The sequence below is a fragment of the Lysinibacillus sp. JNUCC 51 genome, from assembly GCF_015999525.1.
GTDB classification, from domain to species: domain Bacteria; phylum Bacillota; class Bacilli; order Bacillales_A; family Planococcaceae; genus Lysinibacillus; species Lysinibacillus xylanilyticus.
Map to the genome: position 1 here is coordinate 3,626,758 of NZ_CP065545.1, position 16,209 is coordinate 3,642,966.

Genomic DNA, 16,209 nt, shown 5'->3' on the forward strand with positions numbered 1-16,209 from the left:
TGGGTTTAATTTGAGTATTATTAAACTAGCGATGTAGAACAGTTTAATAAGAAAGGGAGATTACAGTGAGATATTGGGAGAGAGAATTACTTAATACATCACGTGGGACCTTTGAAATATTTATTAAGGGAGAAGGGAAACCACTTTGTATGACCCACCATTACTCTGTATTTAATCAGACAGGAGATTATTTTGCGGAGACATTTACAAAAACAAACAAAGTATTTTTAGTAAATTTAAGAGAGACAGGACATTCAGAAAAAGCAATAGAGCCTTATCAACTGAGTATGTTGGAATCGATATTCGATTTAGAAGCTATACGTGAAAAATTAGGATTTTTTAAATGGGGATTTGCAGGGCATTCAACTGGAGGTATGTTAGGAATAATTTACGGAATATATTTTTCAAATAGCCTAGATTTCAATGTAATTGTCGGAGCAGCTGCAAGAGAATATATGACATTTTCAAAAGATTGTATTTATAATCCTGAACACCCTAAATTCAACAGAATGCAAGAACTGATTGAAATCTTAAAAAGCCCAGATTTACCAACCGAAAAAAGAAATAAACTAAAAACTGAAAGGACAAAGCTATCTTTATTTGAGCCTGATAAATATGATGAACTTTTTTCTCTAAATAAAAGTAAGGAAATATCCGCAATTCGTTTGAACTTTTTTAGTAGAGAATTGCAAGTATATGATGTGTCGAAAAAGTTAGGATTTATAATAACACCAACTTTAATAATGTGTGGTAGATATGATGTACAGTGTCCAGTAATATATTCTATTGAAATGAATGATAAAATACCGAACTCAAAATTAGTTATTTTTGAAAGAAGTAACCATTATCCATTCTTGGAAGAATCAGAGCGATTTGTGGATGAATATAAGTTATTTATAAAGGAGCAACAATCATATTTAGCATCGTCGACAAAAAGCAAAAACCCTAGAAAACCTTGATATAAAAGGATTTCTAGGGTTTTCTAAACTACTCTTTGCAGAGTAATTTAATTAACGAGAGTAGAACTCTACGATGAATGCTTCGTTGATTTCAGCTGATAATTCAGAACGCTCTGGAAGGCGAGTGAATGTACCTTCTTTTTTGTCAGCATCAAATGTTAAGTAGTCAGGTACGAAGTTGTTTACTTCGATTGCTTCTGCTACTACAGCAAGGTTTTGAGATTTTTCACGAAGAGAAATCGTTTGACCTGGTTTTACGCTGTATGAAGGAATATCAACGCGTTTGCCATCTACTAAGATGTGGCCGTGGTTTACTAATTGACGAGATCCACGACGAGTACGAGCTAAACCTAAACGGTAAACTAGGTTGTCAAGGCGAGTTTCAAGAAGAACCATGAAGTTTTCACCGTGTACACCTTTCATTTTACCAGCGCGGTCGAATAGAGTACGGAATTGACGTTCGTTCATGCCGTACATGTGACGAAGTTTTTGTTTTTCTTGAAGTTGTAAACCGTATTCTGATAATTTTTTACGTTGGTTTGGACCGTGTTGACCTGGTGCGTAAGGGCGTTTTTCGATTTCTTTACCTGTACCGCTTAGTGAGATACCAAGACGACGTGATAATTTCCAAGATGGACCTGTATAACGAGACATATTGTTGTCTCCTCCTTTAAATTTGGTTTTTTTGTTGTAAAACAAAAACCAGTAGTACCCATTCTTATACGCATTTTATTTTCATGTATTTTCGCCTATGCAGCCGTTAGGTTACGCAATACACCATCTATTAGAATCTGTTTAGTTATACTAAATGAAATAGAGGAATAAAATACAGTAATAAGCTCATACCACTGCTGCGTTTATTTTACACAAATTTCATTGTAACTGCTTATTACATAGACGTCAATTATTAGACTAACTATTTTTGAAAAAGGTATAATAGTAAAAATTTCCTCACTGTACATATTGAGATTTTTAGTAATAGTTAATGATACAGTGTGAAATGTAAAACGTAAAAGTAGAATAGAATAACATAGTCAAAATGACACAAATTATGTATACTATACTGTAAGTTAATAGTAATTGATTTGGACGTTATATAGAAAAGGTGATTTCATGACAGACCATTTACAAACGCTAAAATATATAAAATCAGATGTTTTGAGCATTTGGGTGAGTTCTAAGGAACAAGCCGGTTTTAATGAGTATTTTTACTCATTGAAACAGTGTCTAAAGAAGCGCTTTGGAATTGTAAATGTGACATTTCTCGGTTTCGAAGGTAATTCTTTAATACCTGTTGAAGAGATGGCTACTTTAACAATTGAAACAAAACTAAATGCTGTGTCATGGTTAATGATTGAAGCTAGCTTCTATCAACAGAAGCTGGTAAAAGTCCCTTATATATTAAAAGAAAAAGAAGCATATACGATGATGACAGATATGGTGCTTTTCCAAGCAGAAGGGAAAAATCCAATTAGTGTGCTACTTGTCGAGGCAACCGATGCTTGGACGGACTTTATGACTTCGGATTACGGGGATAGGTTTGTCGAAACGCTTACGAACGTTCTTCAGATAATTAGAGAAAATTTTGAAGTAAAAATGAATGAAGATCAATATAGAAAATTGTACAATATGACAGATTTATTTCATTCCACTATGGATATTGATTTAATTTTAGAAAATGTCTTGAAAAATATAAAGGATAATTTCCCAGAGTTTAATGTGGATCTTATACTATCGAATGATCAAGACCGCCATACGACTATCGATATTAAGCTTTTTGATTACTTATCTGAAAGACCAGCGACTATTGAGGCTTTTGTCTCAGGAGAGCTAACAACGGAGCTTGCAAGTGATTTGAATTGTCGATTATTAAACGCACCTATAAAAGGAAGACAAGCTATTTATGGTATTTTACAAGTAAGTGCACCTACAACATATCTTTTTTCAACGACTGAAAAAGATTTTGTACGAATGCTAGCGCAAACATCAGGAAATGCGCTAGAAAATGCAAAATTATATCATCAATCACATCGCCTTGTAAGTGATTTACAACTCATCAATGAAACATCTCATCGTTTAAATATGAAGATTGACATTAATGAAATGCTACTTTTCCTTCAAAAACAGTTAATGAAATCCTTTCAACCAATGGAAGTTTGTTTTGCTTTTAAACATAATGACACCTTTAAAGTGACGGATGCTAGTACAGCCTTATTCAATTCAGAAAAGTGTCAAACATATATAAAACATGTTGAACAACATTTTGAACATACCGACGATCCACTATTTATTGCCGATTTCAGTCGATTAACTCCTAATCAAATTGAATATCGTTCAATTATGGCAATCCCGATTTTAATGGAAGAAAAAATTAATGGCTTTAGTATTGTTTTACACAAGGAGCCATATTTCTTTTCATTTGATAGCTTTAAATTAATGCAATCATTAATCCATCACTCTTCTTTAGCAATTGCAAACTCAATATTACGTAATCAACTTCAGGAAATGGTGGATTTGGACCATTTAACGAAATTGTATGCAAGAAGTTACTTAGACCAGTATGTAGAAAAGTCGCTTAAAAATGATCAATCTGGGATGTTCTTACTCATTGATATTGATAATTTCAAATACATTAATGATACGTATGGTCACCAAGTTGGTGATAAGATTCTTATGCAAATTGCAGTACAGTTAAAAGAAACTATTGGAGGTCGCGGCATTTGTGCACGTTGGGGTGGAGAAGAAATGTCTGTGTATATCCCAAATATTGATGAGAAAGAAGCAATCGAATTAGCAGCAACAATCGTTGCAATAATTCCAAATGCAACAGATCCTCAGGTGACTATTTCAGCAGGTCTCATAACATGGGGCGAACAGTACCGTCCAGCATTTCAATCTGTTTTCCTTCATGCAGATACAGCGCTTTATGAAGCGAAAAACAGTGGCAAAAATCGATTTTGTATTCATAATCGATCCGATCAAAAAAATTATAATGTAATAATAGAAAATAGTTGTTTATGAACATAAAACGGCAGCTTATGCGCTGAAATGCCCTGAAATGAAAATAAATCATTTCAAGGCATTTTTTTATCCCGTTTAACGGGCAGTAATTTTTCTATATCAAAAGAGAAGCGGAGTTCTCCCGCTTCAAATTCAATGAGAGTAAAGAGAAAGGGGAGACTACTGCCCGTAAAAACCCGATTGGTGAAGACTAATAATCAGTGAGGTAAAGAACCTCACTGATTAAAGTTTCACTTTATAAATGGAGAAGTAAGGTTTTTACGAATAGCTCTAACCCCTTTTGATCTTCCATAGAAAAGCGATTTACGGTTGGACTGTCGATATCAAGAACACCGATGACCTGTCCTTCTTTGATTAAGGGAATAACAATTTCGGATTGAGACGCAGCATCACAGGCAATATGCCCTGGGAAGTCATGTACGTCTTTGACCACTATTGTTTCTTCTTTTTTTACAGCTGTTCCACAAACACCTCGTCCAATTGGTATTCTGACGCAGGCAGGTAAGCCTTGGAATGGCCCTAATACAAGTTCCTCCCCCTGTAATACATAAAAACCAACCCAGTTAATGTTTGGTAGAAAAAGATTTAGTAAAGCTGAGGCGTTGCTTAAATTAGCAATGCGGTCGCTTTCTCCAGTAAGTAAGGCATCTAACTGTTTTGCTAATGTATTATATTGCTCGGCAATTGGCCCTTCATAATTAATTTGTGTAAACATAATTGCACCTCGTTTGAAAGTTATTTATTTTGGGTATATAACATTATAGTGTTGATGTAAATCCGCAACACTATGAGCATCTGAACCAAAAACAATTGGTAGCCCAATAGATTTACTATAATCGATAAAGGAAAAAGGTGGATAAGGTTCCTGACAATGTGTTTTACTTAAACCAGCACTATTTAAATCTAGCTCATAACCTTCTTCCTTCATTAAATCTAAAACTTCTCGAATCCGCGCAGAATCATCAATTTTCACCGTATGTGCTAATTGAAATTTGTGAATAAGTGAAGGATGTCCAATGCGTTTAGGCTTGTATTGCCCTAAATCTGCTTTAATGGATTGTAGGACGGTATCATAATATAGATTATACACTTGTTCTATAGAGCCCACTTTTTTTGAAAAAGCCATAAAACTTTCTGGTGAAAAGTCGATACATTCAAAGATATTTTGCCATTGTAAAAAATGGACTGATAAAATAGAGTCATCTAAAAAGTGTCCATATGTATCAAGAAATTTACGGGTGTCTTGTTCAAAGCCTTGAATATAATCAACCTCAAGTCCGATATGAATGTGAATGTCTTTTGCGTACTCCTTTTGAAGGCACTGTAAATCTTCGAAATAGGGCATTAAAAATTCTGGATTCATACCACTATCTTGCTGTGGTGTAGGGTCAGTAAAATTCAATGGTAATGGTGCATGTTCTGTAAAGGTAATATCTGTAAAGTCATGAGAGATTGCTTTTTCAATGTATTGCTTAAATGAATCAGAAGTACCATGTGGACAATATGGACTATGAACATGGCCATCAAATTTCATAAAATTACCACTCCTTTAGCTTTTGGATAAAACACTTTTATTTGCGCAAATTGTTCAAAACTTAGGTAAGTGTTATTCTTGAAAGGCGTAAATACATAAAAAACACTCAAATTTTAGTACAAAAGGCGATAACATAGTATATAATAAAAACAACTAGCCAATTCGTTTATTGTAGAATAAGGAGGCTTACGATGGAGTATATCATCATTCCGGTTATCCTACTATTAATTTTAGCGATTGTAGGATTTATGATGCGACGAAAACATACAACAATCATTGCTAAACTTGAAAATGAAAAATCACAAATACAAAACAATCCCATAAATGAGGAAATTTCAAAAGTTAAATCTTTAAACATGAACGGTGAAACGGAAGAGATGTTTGAACGATGGCGTAATAGTTGGGATGAAGTCATCGATGTACATATGACAAAAATTGATTCACTTTTATTTGATGCAGAGGATCAAATCAATAGACTTCGTTTTAAGAAAGCAACGTTAATTGAACGTGAGATAGAAGATTACATTCAAAAGTGTGAAAAAGATAAAGATAAAATCTTAGAAGAACTAAATGAATTAATTGGCAGCGAAGAAAAAAATCGTATTGAAATTGAACAATTAAAAGAATACTATCGCTCTGCACGTAAAACATTGTTAGCTCACCAACATTCATTTGGTGTAGCATTACCAGCACTTGAGAAAAAGCTAGAGGCGTTTGTCCAAAAGTTTGAGGAATTCGATGTTCTTACAAGTGAAGGGAATTATTTACAGGCTCGAGAAATTGTTATTGCCTTGAACCAAGAATCACAACAGACATTTGAATTTATTAATGATGTCCCAACAATTTTGACTGAATTACAAGTAAAGCTACCAGGAGCGGTACAGGAATTACGTAGTGGCCAGCGTGAAATGGAGGAGCAATCCTATTATTTACAGCATTTAGAGCTAACTAAGGCACTCGATAAATTTGAAGAAGAATTCGCGAAATTAAAAAATGAATTAGCAGAGCTTAATTTAACGGTTGTTAAACCACGTGTAGCTGATATAAATGAAGAGATTGATCATTTTTACGATCTGCTTGAAAAAGAAGTTATTGCTAAAAATTATGTTGACCAAAATTGTGATCGTTTATTAAGCTCAATTACTAATGTTATTAGTTCAACAAGATTAGTAAGTGATGAAGCAACCTTTGTGCAACAAAGCTATCGTTTAAATGAAAAAGATGCAGAAATTCCAAAAGCTGCTTTAAAGCAATTAGAGGCTTTACAACGTCGCTATGACTTATTAGCGATGCGTGTTAGAGAAGAAAAATCTGCATACTCAAGTTTACAGGAAGAATTGATTGAAATTAACGAGGAGCTTGAGCATATTCATGAGGAGCAAGGTCATTTATCAAATACGATGAAGAAGCTCCGAATTGATGAAAACAAGGCTCGTACACAAGTAGAGAGCTTAAAGAAAACATTACAAGAGACAGATCGTCTATTGAATAAGGCTAATATTCCAGGTATTCCAGAAGAGATGGATGCCCGTCTAGATGAGGCAGCAGAGCATATTTATGTAGTTATGCAAAGCCTTCAAGAGGTACCACTCAATATGGGAACAGTTCATAACAATTTAAATGCTGCAACACTTTGTGTAGAGGATGTAAAAGCGAAGGCGCATGAATTGATTGAAAATGTAATGCTGATTGAACGTATTATTCAGTATGGTAATCGTCATCGTGCAACAAATCCAAAATTACATACTCGTTTAAAAGAAGCAGAAAAATCCTTTAATCAATTCCGTTATTCCAAGGCATTAGAAGAGGCCGGGACGGCAGTTGAGGAAATGGAGCCAGGTGCTTTAAAGCGAATTCAAGAACTTGTAGCAGAAGAAACAGTAGTAAGTAAATAAAGAATTACATCAGCTGTCTAAAAGGTATAGTTATTACTTTTTAGACAGTTTTTTATTAAAAAGCCAATATATTGGGGTATTTATACAGCTTTTCGTACTTTTGCGTGTGCTCTTGGATATAAAATAACGGGAAGCTTCACATTGTACCTTATCTCAATTTTTGATTAAAAACGGTTGGAAATAGAGGTGTTCATAATGCAATTTTATATTCGAGAAATGAATGGAGTTTATGCGACTGACATTTTGAATTGGAAATATGAGGAAACATATGATTTTTATAATAATGATTTATGCGATGAATCTCTGAAAGAATTTCTAGAAAGTCCATATTATTCAATTTTCAATGATAAAGAAGAGCTAGTCGGTTTTTACTGTACAGGAACATCTGCACAAGTGCCTAAAGGACGTGATTTTGGTGCGTATTTAGATGAATGCCTTGATGTTGGGATAGGGATGAAGCCTGAGCTAACAGGAAAAGGTTATGGTTCAGAATTTTTTTCATTTATTTTAAATCAGCTACTTCAAGAAAATCATAGTCCACTTCGTTTAACAGTAGCTACATTTAATACAAGAGCAATTCACCTTTACGAAAAATTAGGCTTTAAAAAAGTCATGGAATTCACAGCATCCACTGAATTTATAACAATGAAGAAAGGTTAATGACGGAACGGAAATCAACTACACGTTATGATGATGAGCCTAACAATGCAAAAATCAAATTTTTTATGTTGCTTAATTTTTAGTTAGAAACGTTCATAGCAAGTCTTTAGATGCCACTCTATAAAGGGTGGTTTTTAACATTAAAAGCAAACAAATAAGTGATTAAATTAGGATAATTGTTAAAGTTAGTAGTCAATTGCCGAAGATTGGGTTATGATAAATACCGTTAAATCAACGTTTTGAAAGTGTGTGAATATTAATGGAAGTTAATACAATCTATTTAGACAATAGTGCAACAACAAAACCTTTAAAAGAGGTTATGCAAGCATTTATGGCAGTGAATGAGCAGTATTATGCCAATCCTGCTTCCATTCATGCAATGGGTGTTGAATCAAACGAATTGTTAATGCGTGCACGTGAGCAAGTAGCAGATATTTTGCAGACAGAAGCAAAAAATGTGCTATTTACTTCAGGTGGTACTGAATCCAATAACACGGCTATATTTGGTTTAGCACGTAGCAATACACATAAAGGAAATCATATTTTAACAACTGAAATTGAGCATCCATCTGTTCTAGAATCTGTTAAGCAACTTGAGCAAGAGGGTTTTGATGTAGAATACTTGCAAGCAGATAAAAATGGAGTTATTTCTTTAGAGGAGCTTCGTACAAAAGTGCGCAAGGATACCATTTTAGTAAGTATGATGCATGTAAATAATGAAATGGGTGCTATCCAACCAATTTTTGAAGCTGCAAAAATTATTCATGAATCAAGTCGTGCAGCTTTTCATGTTGATGCTGTACAAAGCTTTGGCAAGTTACCAATATTATTTAACGATGACGAGGGACCAGACTGTATTTCAATTTCTGGCCATAAAATTCATGGTTTTAAAGGTTCAGGTGTACTAGCATTCCGTAAAAAAATGAAATGGCAACCGTATGCACTTGGCGGAGGGCAAGAGTTTGGTTTACGTAGTGGAACAGTAGCTGTACCGCAAGCAGTAGCCTTATCCAAAGCAGCACGAATAGCAGTTGAGACGATGAATGATCGTGCAAAAAAATATCGCCAATGGAATGAAGAAATATGCATGCAATTACGTGGATATGGAGATGTAGTGCATATTTTATCAACCCCGCAAGGTGCGGCACATATTTTATCTTTTAGTATTCGCGACTTAAAAGGTGAAGTCATTATTAATGCATTGCAAAAACGTAATGTAATTGTATCGACATCGAGTGCTTGCTCATCGAAACAGACAAAAACAAGCCATGTTGTTGAAGCTCTAAATATTGATGAGCACTTTAAAAAGGGTGTTATTCGTATAAGTTTTGGTGCACATGTAACAAATGAAGATATAGTAAAGTTTAAACAAGTATTAGATGAAGTATTGATGGAACTTAAAGGAGAATTTTAAAAATGATTTGGAAAGAAATTTTAATTAGATATGGAGAGCTTTCTACAAAAGGTCGTAACAAGATGGATTTTATTCGTCGTTTACGCGAGAACATTCGTCATGCTTTTGCGGATTTAGGACATTTACACATTCGCACAGAGCGCGATCGTATGTTTATCGCTATTCAAGATGAAACACAAATGGACGCTTTATTAAAAGGATTACCTAAGATTTTTGGTATCCAATCATTTAGTCCAGTGGCAGCATGTGAAAAAGACCTCGAGGCCATGAAAAAACTTGCCATAACAATTATGGATACATTTAAAAATGAGCAGCTTACTTTTAAAGTAGAAGTAAAGCGCACTGATAAAACATTTCCGTTAGAATCACATGCCATTCAACGCGAAATTGGTGGATATGTATTACCGCAATATCAAAATTTATCAGTAAAGGTGAAAAAGCCTGATATCGAACTTCGTGTAGAGGTGCGTCATGACGCAACGTATATGATGGCACAAGTTATTCCGGGTGCAGGTGGAATGCCTGTTGGTTCGAATGGTAAATCTTTATTAATGCTTTCTGGTGGAATAGATAGTCCTGTTGCTGGTTATTTAATGATGAAACGAGGAGTACGCTTAGAGGCGATTCACTTCTTTAGTCCACCTTACACAAGCCAAAATTCATTGGAAAAAGTAAAGGTACTTGCTAATGAATTAACGAAATTTGGCGCTAGTATACGTTTACATGTAATTCCTTTCACTGAAATCCAAGTTCTTATTAAAGAAAAAGTACCTTCTAATGTATCGATGACAACAACTCGTCGTATGATGCTAAAAGTTGCTGACAAAGTACGTGAAGAAATCGGTGCACTAGCAATTGTTACAGGTGAAAGTCTTGGACAAGTAGCGAGTCAAACTCTTGAAAGTCTAACAGCTATTAATGCCGTTACTAACACACCAATTTTACGTCCATTAATCTCATCAGATAAATTAGAAATTATTGATATTGCAGAGAAAATAGGCACATACGAAACGTCCATCCAACCATTTGAAGACTGCTGCACAATCTTTACTCCAGCAAGTCCAAAAACAAAGCCAAAGCTTGAAAAGGTTGAGCATTACGAAAGCTTCTCGGATTTTGATGAACTAATCGAACGAGCAGTGAAAAACCGTGAAGTCTATATTTTCCCGAAAAAAGAGCAAGAAGCCGATAAATTTGCAGATCTTTTATAGAAGAAACTTGCAATTTCTAAGCTAATGGGCCGACTCAAAGTCTTGAGTCGGCTTTTTTTCGTTCATTCCCTTTAGAGGCACAATTTACCTATAAAATTTTCGTATTAAAAATCTAATATCGCACATTCTATATTCACAAGGAGGTGAGACACATGACAAACAACAACAACCGCAGTTCAAACAAACTTGCTGTACCTGGTGTAGAGTTCGCTCTAGATCAAATGAAATACGAAATTGCACAAGAATTTGGTGTTCAATTAGGAGCTGACGCTTCAGCTCGTGCTAACGGTTCCGTTGGCGGTGAAATCACTAAACGTCTTGTACAAATGGCAGAATCTCAATTAAAAGGTATGCCGAACAACCAATAATTGCTTAATTAGCAATTATTAAAATTAAAACCAGTGACCGTAAAAGGCACTGGTTTTAGTTTGTTTAAATTTTTAATTTTTTATCCCGTTTTAACGGGCAGTAATTAATTTATCTATATGAAAAGAGAAGCGTCAGTTCCTCCCATTTCAATTCAATGAGAGCAAAGAAATAGATGGTGCTAACTGCCCGTAAAAACCCGATTGGTGAAGACTAATAATCAGTGGGGAAAGACCTCCCACTGATTAAAGTTTCACTTTATCCCGTTTTAACGGGCAGTAATTAATTTATCTATATCAAAAGAGAAGCGTCAGTTCCTCCCATTTCAATTCAATGAGAGCAAAGAAATAGGTGGTGCTAACTGCCCGTAAAAACCCGATTGGTGAAGACTAATAATCAGTGGGGAAAGACCCACTGATTAAAGTTTCACTTTATCCCGTTTTAACGGGCAGTAATTAATTTATCTATATCAAAAGAAAAGCGTCAGTTCCTCCCATTTCAATTCAATGAGAGCAAAGAAATAGGTGGTGCTAACTGCCCGTAAAAACCCGATTGGTGAAGACTAATAATCAGTGGGGAAAGACCTCCCACTGATTAAAGTTTCACTTTATCCCGTTTTAACGGGCAGTAATTAATTTATCTATATCAAAAGAGAAGCGTCAGTTCCTCCCATTTCAATTCAATGAGAGCAAAGAAATAGGTGGAGTTAACTACCCGTAAACTCAGTGGGGTAAAAAGACCCCTGATTAAAGTTTCACTTTATCCTACAAATGATTTAAGTGTAGAGACTGTATTTGAAATATCCTCACTTTGGCAAATTGCAGAAATAACTGCTATTCCATCCGCACCTGCTTTAAATACCGTATGAGCATTAGAGCGATTAATACCTCCAATTGCAACGATAGGGAGCTCAGGATATTGTATCCGAACTTGCTGTAAAAAATCAGTTCCACGAGGTGGTTTGGCATCGCTTTTAGAAGTGGTTGGAAAAATTGGACCAATTCCTACATAATCAGCACCATATTGTAGAGCCGTTTGTAATTCAGCTTGTGAATGGACAGAAACACCTAGAATCATATTACCGATTTTTTTACGTACCATCGACACGGGAAAATCCTCTTGTCCAATATGAACGCCATCCGCTCTAAGTTTTATTGCTAGCTCTACATTATCGTTGACGATAAACGGGATATGATACTGTTGACAGAGCTTTTGACATTTGCGAGCAAAATCTTCATAGGCTTGCCCAGTGAGTGCATTTAGTCCTTTTTCCCGATATTGAAACATAGTAATTCCAGATTGCAGAGCTTTCTCTAAAACGTTTAATGGTTCTTGATTTAAAACATTACCTGTACCCATTATAAAATATAGCTGTAAATCGTCACGTTTCATGAAATGATCACCTCGCAAGAATCCTTAAAGTTTTGATAAGCGAAATGATTTGTAGGACCATGGCCATTACCAATAGATAAATCATGAGTTATTGCTAATTGAATAAATTTTTTAGCTTCCTTAATCGCTTCTTCTAAAAGTAGTCCACGACCAAGAAAAGCAGTTAGTGCAGCGGAAAACGTACAGCCTGTACCGTGCGTATTTTTTGTTGCAATACGAGTGGACTTCATGGAAAATGAATGACCATCTTGGAAAAATACATAATCTGTAGCATAACATTCATTCACTAAATGACCGCCTTTAATAATGACGCATTGAACGCCCATTTGTAATAAGACCTTAGCTACTTCTTTAATATCTGCTAAAGAATTGATCTTCCTTCCAGAAAGGGTTTCGGCTTCAGGAATGTTCGGTGTTACGATTGTTGCTAAAGGTAGCAAATAATTGCGTAATGCTTCAATTGCTTCTTGCTGTAATAAGCTTTCGCCACCTTTTGCAATCATGACAGGATCTACAATAAGCGGAATATTTATTTCAGCTAAAATCTGTGAAATTGATTGGATTATTTCAGAAGAAAACAGCATTCCAGTTTTAACGGCGCTTATTGAAAAATCTTCAACTAGTGCTTGGAGTTGTTTTTCAACAAAACTAACTTCAATTGGTAAGACATCCGATACACCAAGAGTATTCTGGGCGGTTAAAGCTGTAATAACAGACGTACCAAATACCTTTAATTCCTGAAATGTTTTTAAATCAGCCTGAATACCTGCACCGCCACCACTATCTGAACCAGCAATTGTCGTTACAATATGCATCATTCTTCACCTTCCTTGGAAAGGCGATGTAGTTCATTCAATACTGCAATTTGAAAATCGCCAATATATTGTGTTAAAGAAGCGGCTTGCTCTGCTACTTTTTTATAAAGCGATAATGTTTCTATTAATTGGTCAAATGGTTTATTTCCTGCAGCGTAGGAAGCACAGCAAATTGCACTCAATAAGCAACCTGTTCCAGTAACTTCTGTCATTTGAGAAGTTCCACCTGTAACCCATTGCTGATGTTTGCCATCAGTAATAAAATCCTCTTCGCCGGTCACAATAACAATACAATTGTAGAGTTGAGCTACTTTTTGTGCCTCAACTTCTAAAGAAATTGAACCACTACCACTATCTACGCCTTTTTGTTGCCATTCTACATTGGCTATAGCAGCAAGCTCTCCAATATTACAACGAATAGCCGCAAATTTTATGTTCTCCAGTAATTGCTGTACCGTTTGTTTGCGGTAAGTTGTTGCACCAGCAGCGACAGGATCTAAAAAAACGGGAATACCAAGAGCATTTGCTTTTTTTCCTGCGAGTAACATTGATTCTTTCATTCGTTCGTTAAGGGTACCGATATTTATCAGTAAGCCTGAGGCAATTGCGACCATTTCTTCAACCTCATGACTGTCATCAGCCATGACTGGAGAAGCACCTATTGCTAATAAGCCATTTGCTTGAAAATTAGCCACAACATAATTAGTAATGCAATGAATAAGTGGATTTTGTTTACGGATCGTTTGAAATACCATTTTAAGTCCTCCTTGTTGGATGGACGTAAGCGTGCAAAAAAGGCTCTTTTTCGTGTAGAAAAAACCACGCAAAAGAGCCTTTCATCAGTAAATAGATGTGAATTGCTCCCTACGTCAGTATTAACTAACAGGTTCAAAGGGTCAGGTTTTACCTTCTCAACTCTAAATGAGTCCCCCTGCAATCATGCTTTTAGTTGACCAAAATGTACCATATTATTCATTCGTGTTCAATAGGGAGTTTTTTCTTCATGTCGAAAACGGCACTAAAGTTAAATTCGAATGGATAGCATCAATACGTGACTGATGCCATATAGCAGAGCATGATAGTTGTCACGACTTTAATGAATTGGAGTGAATTCCATTGAAAATGATAAAAATTGAGTTTTATAATGAGCGTATCAAAAGGGGGCATTTGCCATGAACAGAGAAGATTTAATCGCACCAGAATGGTATAACATTTCAGAGGAAATTGAAAAATATGCACAGGATGCTACAAAAAATGCATTATTAGTTTATAACGAAGATGAGGAAATTCAGTACTTAACATATCAAGCATTACTTGAAAAGGCGAATCAGGCAGCGCATGTATTTACATCCCAAGGTTTAAAAAAAGGTGATGTTATATTAGTTATGGTACCAAGATCAGTTGAAGCGTATATCGTCTATATTGCCGCCTTAAAGGCAGGTTTAACTATTATCCCTAGTTCGGAAATGCTAAGAACAAAGGATATTGAATATCGAATTAATCATGCCAATGCAAAAGGCGTTGTTGCATTTGAGCCTTATATTGAACAATTCGATAGTGTGGGGAATTTACAAGAACTACAGCAATTTGTCATTGGTCATGCACACGAACCTTGGCAGCCGTTGCTAGAAAAAATGCAAAATCAACCTACGACTTACATAAGTTCTACACCGACTAAGAGTACAGACATTGCATTTTTAGCTTATACGAGTGGTACAACAGGCAATCCAAAGGCAGCTGTTCATACACATAGCTGGGGTTATGCGCACTTACGAACTACTGCTCCAAATTGGTTAGGTGTACAAGAAGGCGACATTGTTTGGGCTACAGCAGCTCCAGGATGGCAAAAATGGATTTGGAGCCCGTTCCTTGCTACTTTAGGAAGTGGTGCAACAGCATTTGTTTACAAAGGTCACTTTGATGCGGCGAAATATCTTGCATTGCTTGAAAAATTCAATATTAATATTCTGTGTTGCACACCGACCGAATACAGATTTATGGCAGGTCTTGAAAATTTGCAAGACTTCAATTTAAGTACAATACGTCAGGCTGTGTCAGCGGGTGAACCTTTAAATAGTGAAGTGATAAAAGTATTTTCCGAGGTCTTTAATCTACAAGTACGAGATGGTTATGGACAAACAGAGAATACATTACTTGTTGGTACAATGGTAGGGATGGAGGCTAGAATGGGCTCAATGGGCAAACCTACTCCGGGTAATACTGTTGAAATTATCAATGATTTTGGAAATCCTACTGCAATTGGAGAAGTTGGAGATATTGCTGTACACTGTGAAACACCCGCTTTATTTAAGAAATATTTAAACGATCCAGAACGTACAAATTTACAGTTTAGAGGAGATTGGTATATTACTGGAGATCGTGCATATAAAGATAAGGATGGGTATTTTTGGTTTGAAGGACGTGGCGATGATGTCATCATTTCGTCTGGGTATACGATTGGCCCATTTGAGGTAGAAGATGCATTAATTAAGCATCCAGCAGTAAAAGAAACTGCTGTTGTGGCGAGTCCAGATGGAATTCGTGGAAATCTAGTAAAAGCATTTGTTGTGCTCTCTGATGGAGTAGTTGGAGATGAAGCACTTATAAAAAAACTACAAAGCCATGTAAAAACTTTAACAGCCCCTTATAAATATCCTCGTGCAATCGAGTTTGTAACTAAGCTACCAAAGACTACATCAGGCAAAATTCGCCGTGTCGAATTACGTGAACAAGAAAAAATCCATTATATCAATCATCATTAATTTCCTAGGAAATAATGTCGAAAATCAAAGTTCCTGCTTCTTTTATGAACTTTGATTTTTTTTATGAAATTAGGTAATGTATTATAGGTTGAATAGTTTAAAGCAATAGTATTGGCTCATCACCGTGATAAGACCACATTATTATTGCGATAAGTATGAAACAAATTAGGGTATCAATCG

14 protein-coding genes and 1 riboswitch are annotated in these 16,209 nt (G+C 35.6%); of the genes, 8 read left to right on the top strand and 6 right to left on the bottom strand.

Annotated features, from left to right (window positions below; translation table 11 throughout):
• The first annotated feature begins 65 nt into the window (after positions 1-65).
• Entirely contained in the window at positions 66-959 is an 894-nt protein-coding gene (locus JNUCC51_RS17520; RefSeq protein ID WP_337989052.1) for an alpha/beta fold hydrolase, read from the top strand.
• Between the two features lie 51 nt (positions 960-1,010).
• Here JNUCC51_RS17520 and rpsD read toward each other — a convergent pair whose 3' ends face one another.
• Positions 1,011-1,613, bottom strand: coding sequence for a 30S ribosomal protein S4 (gene rpsD / locus JNUCC51_RS17525; RefSeq protein WP_337989053.1), 603 nt, complete (start codon positions 1,611-1,613; stop codon positions 1,011-1,013).
• Between the two features lie 459 nt (positions 1,614-2,072).
• Here rpsD and JNUCC51_RS17530 point away from each other — a divergent pair, with 459 nt between their 5' ends.
• Positions 2,073-3,980, top strand: a complete 1,908-nt coding sequence (locus JNUCC51_RS17530) for a sensor domain-containing diguanylate cyclase (RefSeq protein WP_337989054.1) — start codon at positions 2,073-2,075, stop codon at positions 3,978-3,980.
• A 235-nt stretch (positions 3,981-4,215) separates the two neighbouring features.
• On the opposite strand, the gene JNUCC51_RS17535 is transcribed toward JNUCC51_RS17530, so the two are convergent.
• Together JNUCC51_RS17535 and hisJ are read right to left on the bottom strand one after the other, a co-directional pair.
• Complete coding sequence (locus JNUCC51_RS17535; protein WP_337989055.1) at positions 4,216-4,695, bottom strand: GAF domain-containing protein; 480 nt, start codon at positions 4,693-4,695, stop codon at positions 4,216-4,218.
• Between the two features lie 24 nt (positions 4,696-4,719).
• Positions 4,720-5,514, bottom strand: coding sequence for a histidinol-phosphatase HisJ (gene hisJ / locus JNUCC51_RS17540; protein WP_337989056.1), 795 nt, complete (start codon positions 5,512-5,514; stop codon positions 4,720-4,722).
• A 191-nt stretch (positions 5,515-5,705) separates the two neighbouring features.
• On the opposite strand from hisJ, the gene ezrA reads away from it, so the two are divergent.
• From ezrA to JNUCC51_RS17565, 5 genes are all read left to right on the top strand, one after another.
• Positions 5,706-7,409, top strand: coding sequence for a septation ring formation regulator EzrA (gene ezrA / locus JNUCC51_RS17545; protein WP_337989057.1), 1,704 nt, complete (start codon positions 5,706-5,708; stop codon positions 7,407-7,409).
• A gap of 195 nt (positions 7,410-7,604) precedes the next feature.
• A complete protein-coding gene (locus JNUCC51_RS17550) occupies positions 7,605-8,069 on the top strand; it encodes a GNAT family N-acetyltransferase (protein ID WP_337989058.1) in 465 nt (154 codons plus the stop codon).
• Between the two features lie 259 nt (positions 8,070-8,328).
• Entirely contained in the window at positions 8,329-9,483 is a 1,155-nt protein-coding gene (locus JNUCC51_RS17555) for a cysteine desulfurase family protein (protein ID WP_337989059.1), read from the top strand.
• 2 nt (positions 9,484-9,485) lie between these two features.
• Positions 9,486-10,694 carry a tRNA uracil 4-sulfurtransferase ThiI gene (thiI, locus tag JNUCC51_RS17560; RefSeq protein WP_100543209.1) on the top strand — a complete coding sequence of 403 codons (1,209 nt, stop codon included), beginning with the start codon at positions 9,486-9,488 and terminating at the stop codon, positions 10,692-10,694.
• Between the two features lie 152 nt (positions 10,695-10,846).
• On the top strand, positions 10,847-11,062 hold the full coding sequence (locus JNUCC51_RS17565) for an alpha/beta-type small acid-soluble spore protein (protein WP_100543208.1): 216 nt from the start codon (positions 10,847-10,849) through the stop codon (positions 11,060-11,062).
• 757 nt (positions 11,063-11,819) lie between these two features.
• On the opposite strand, the gene thiE is transcribed toward JNUCC51_RS17565, so the two are convergent.
• From thiE to thiM, 3 genes are read right to left on the bottom strand one after another with little or no spacing between them, the layout of a single operon-like run.
• Positions 11,820-12,452: a thiamine phosphate synthase gene (thiE, locus tag JNUCC51_RS17570; RefSeq protein WP_337989060.1), complete on the bottom strand. Its 633-nt coding sequence runs from the start codon at positions 12,450-12,452 to the stop codon at positions 11,820-11,822.
• Positions 12,449-13,267, bottom strand: a complete 819-nt coding sequence (gene thiD / locus JNUCC51_RS17575; protein ID WP_337992255.1) for a bifunctional hydroxymethylpyrimidine kinase/phosphomethylpyrimidine kinase — start codon at positions 13,265-13,267, stop codon at positions 12,449-12,451. Before thiD ends, thiE begins: the two co-directional genes overlap by 4 nt.
• A complete protein-coding gene (gene thiM, locus JNUCC51_RS17580) occupies positions 13,267-14,022 on the bottom strand; it encodes a hydroxyethylthiazole kinase (protein ID WP_337989061.1) in 756 nt (251 codons plus the stop codon). Before thiM ends, thiD begins: the two co-directional genes overlap by 1 nt.
• An 89-nt stretch (positions 14,023-14,111) precedes the next feature.
• Positions 14,112-14,210, bottom strand: a riboswitch (TPP riboswitch).
• Between the two features lie 229 nt (positions 14,211-14,439).
• On the opposite strand from thiM, the gene mbcS reads away from it, so the two are divergent.
• Positions 14,440-16,029, top strand: a complete 1,590-nt coding sequence (mbcS, locus tag JNUCC51_RS17585; RefSeq protein ID WP_337989062.1) for an acyl-CoA synthetase MbcS — start codon at positions 14,440-14,442, stop codon at positions 16,027-16,029.
• Positions 16,030-16,209 lie beyond the last annotated feature (180 nt).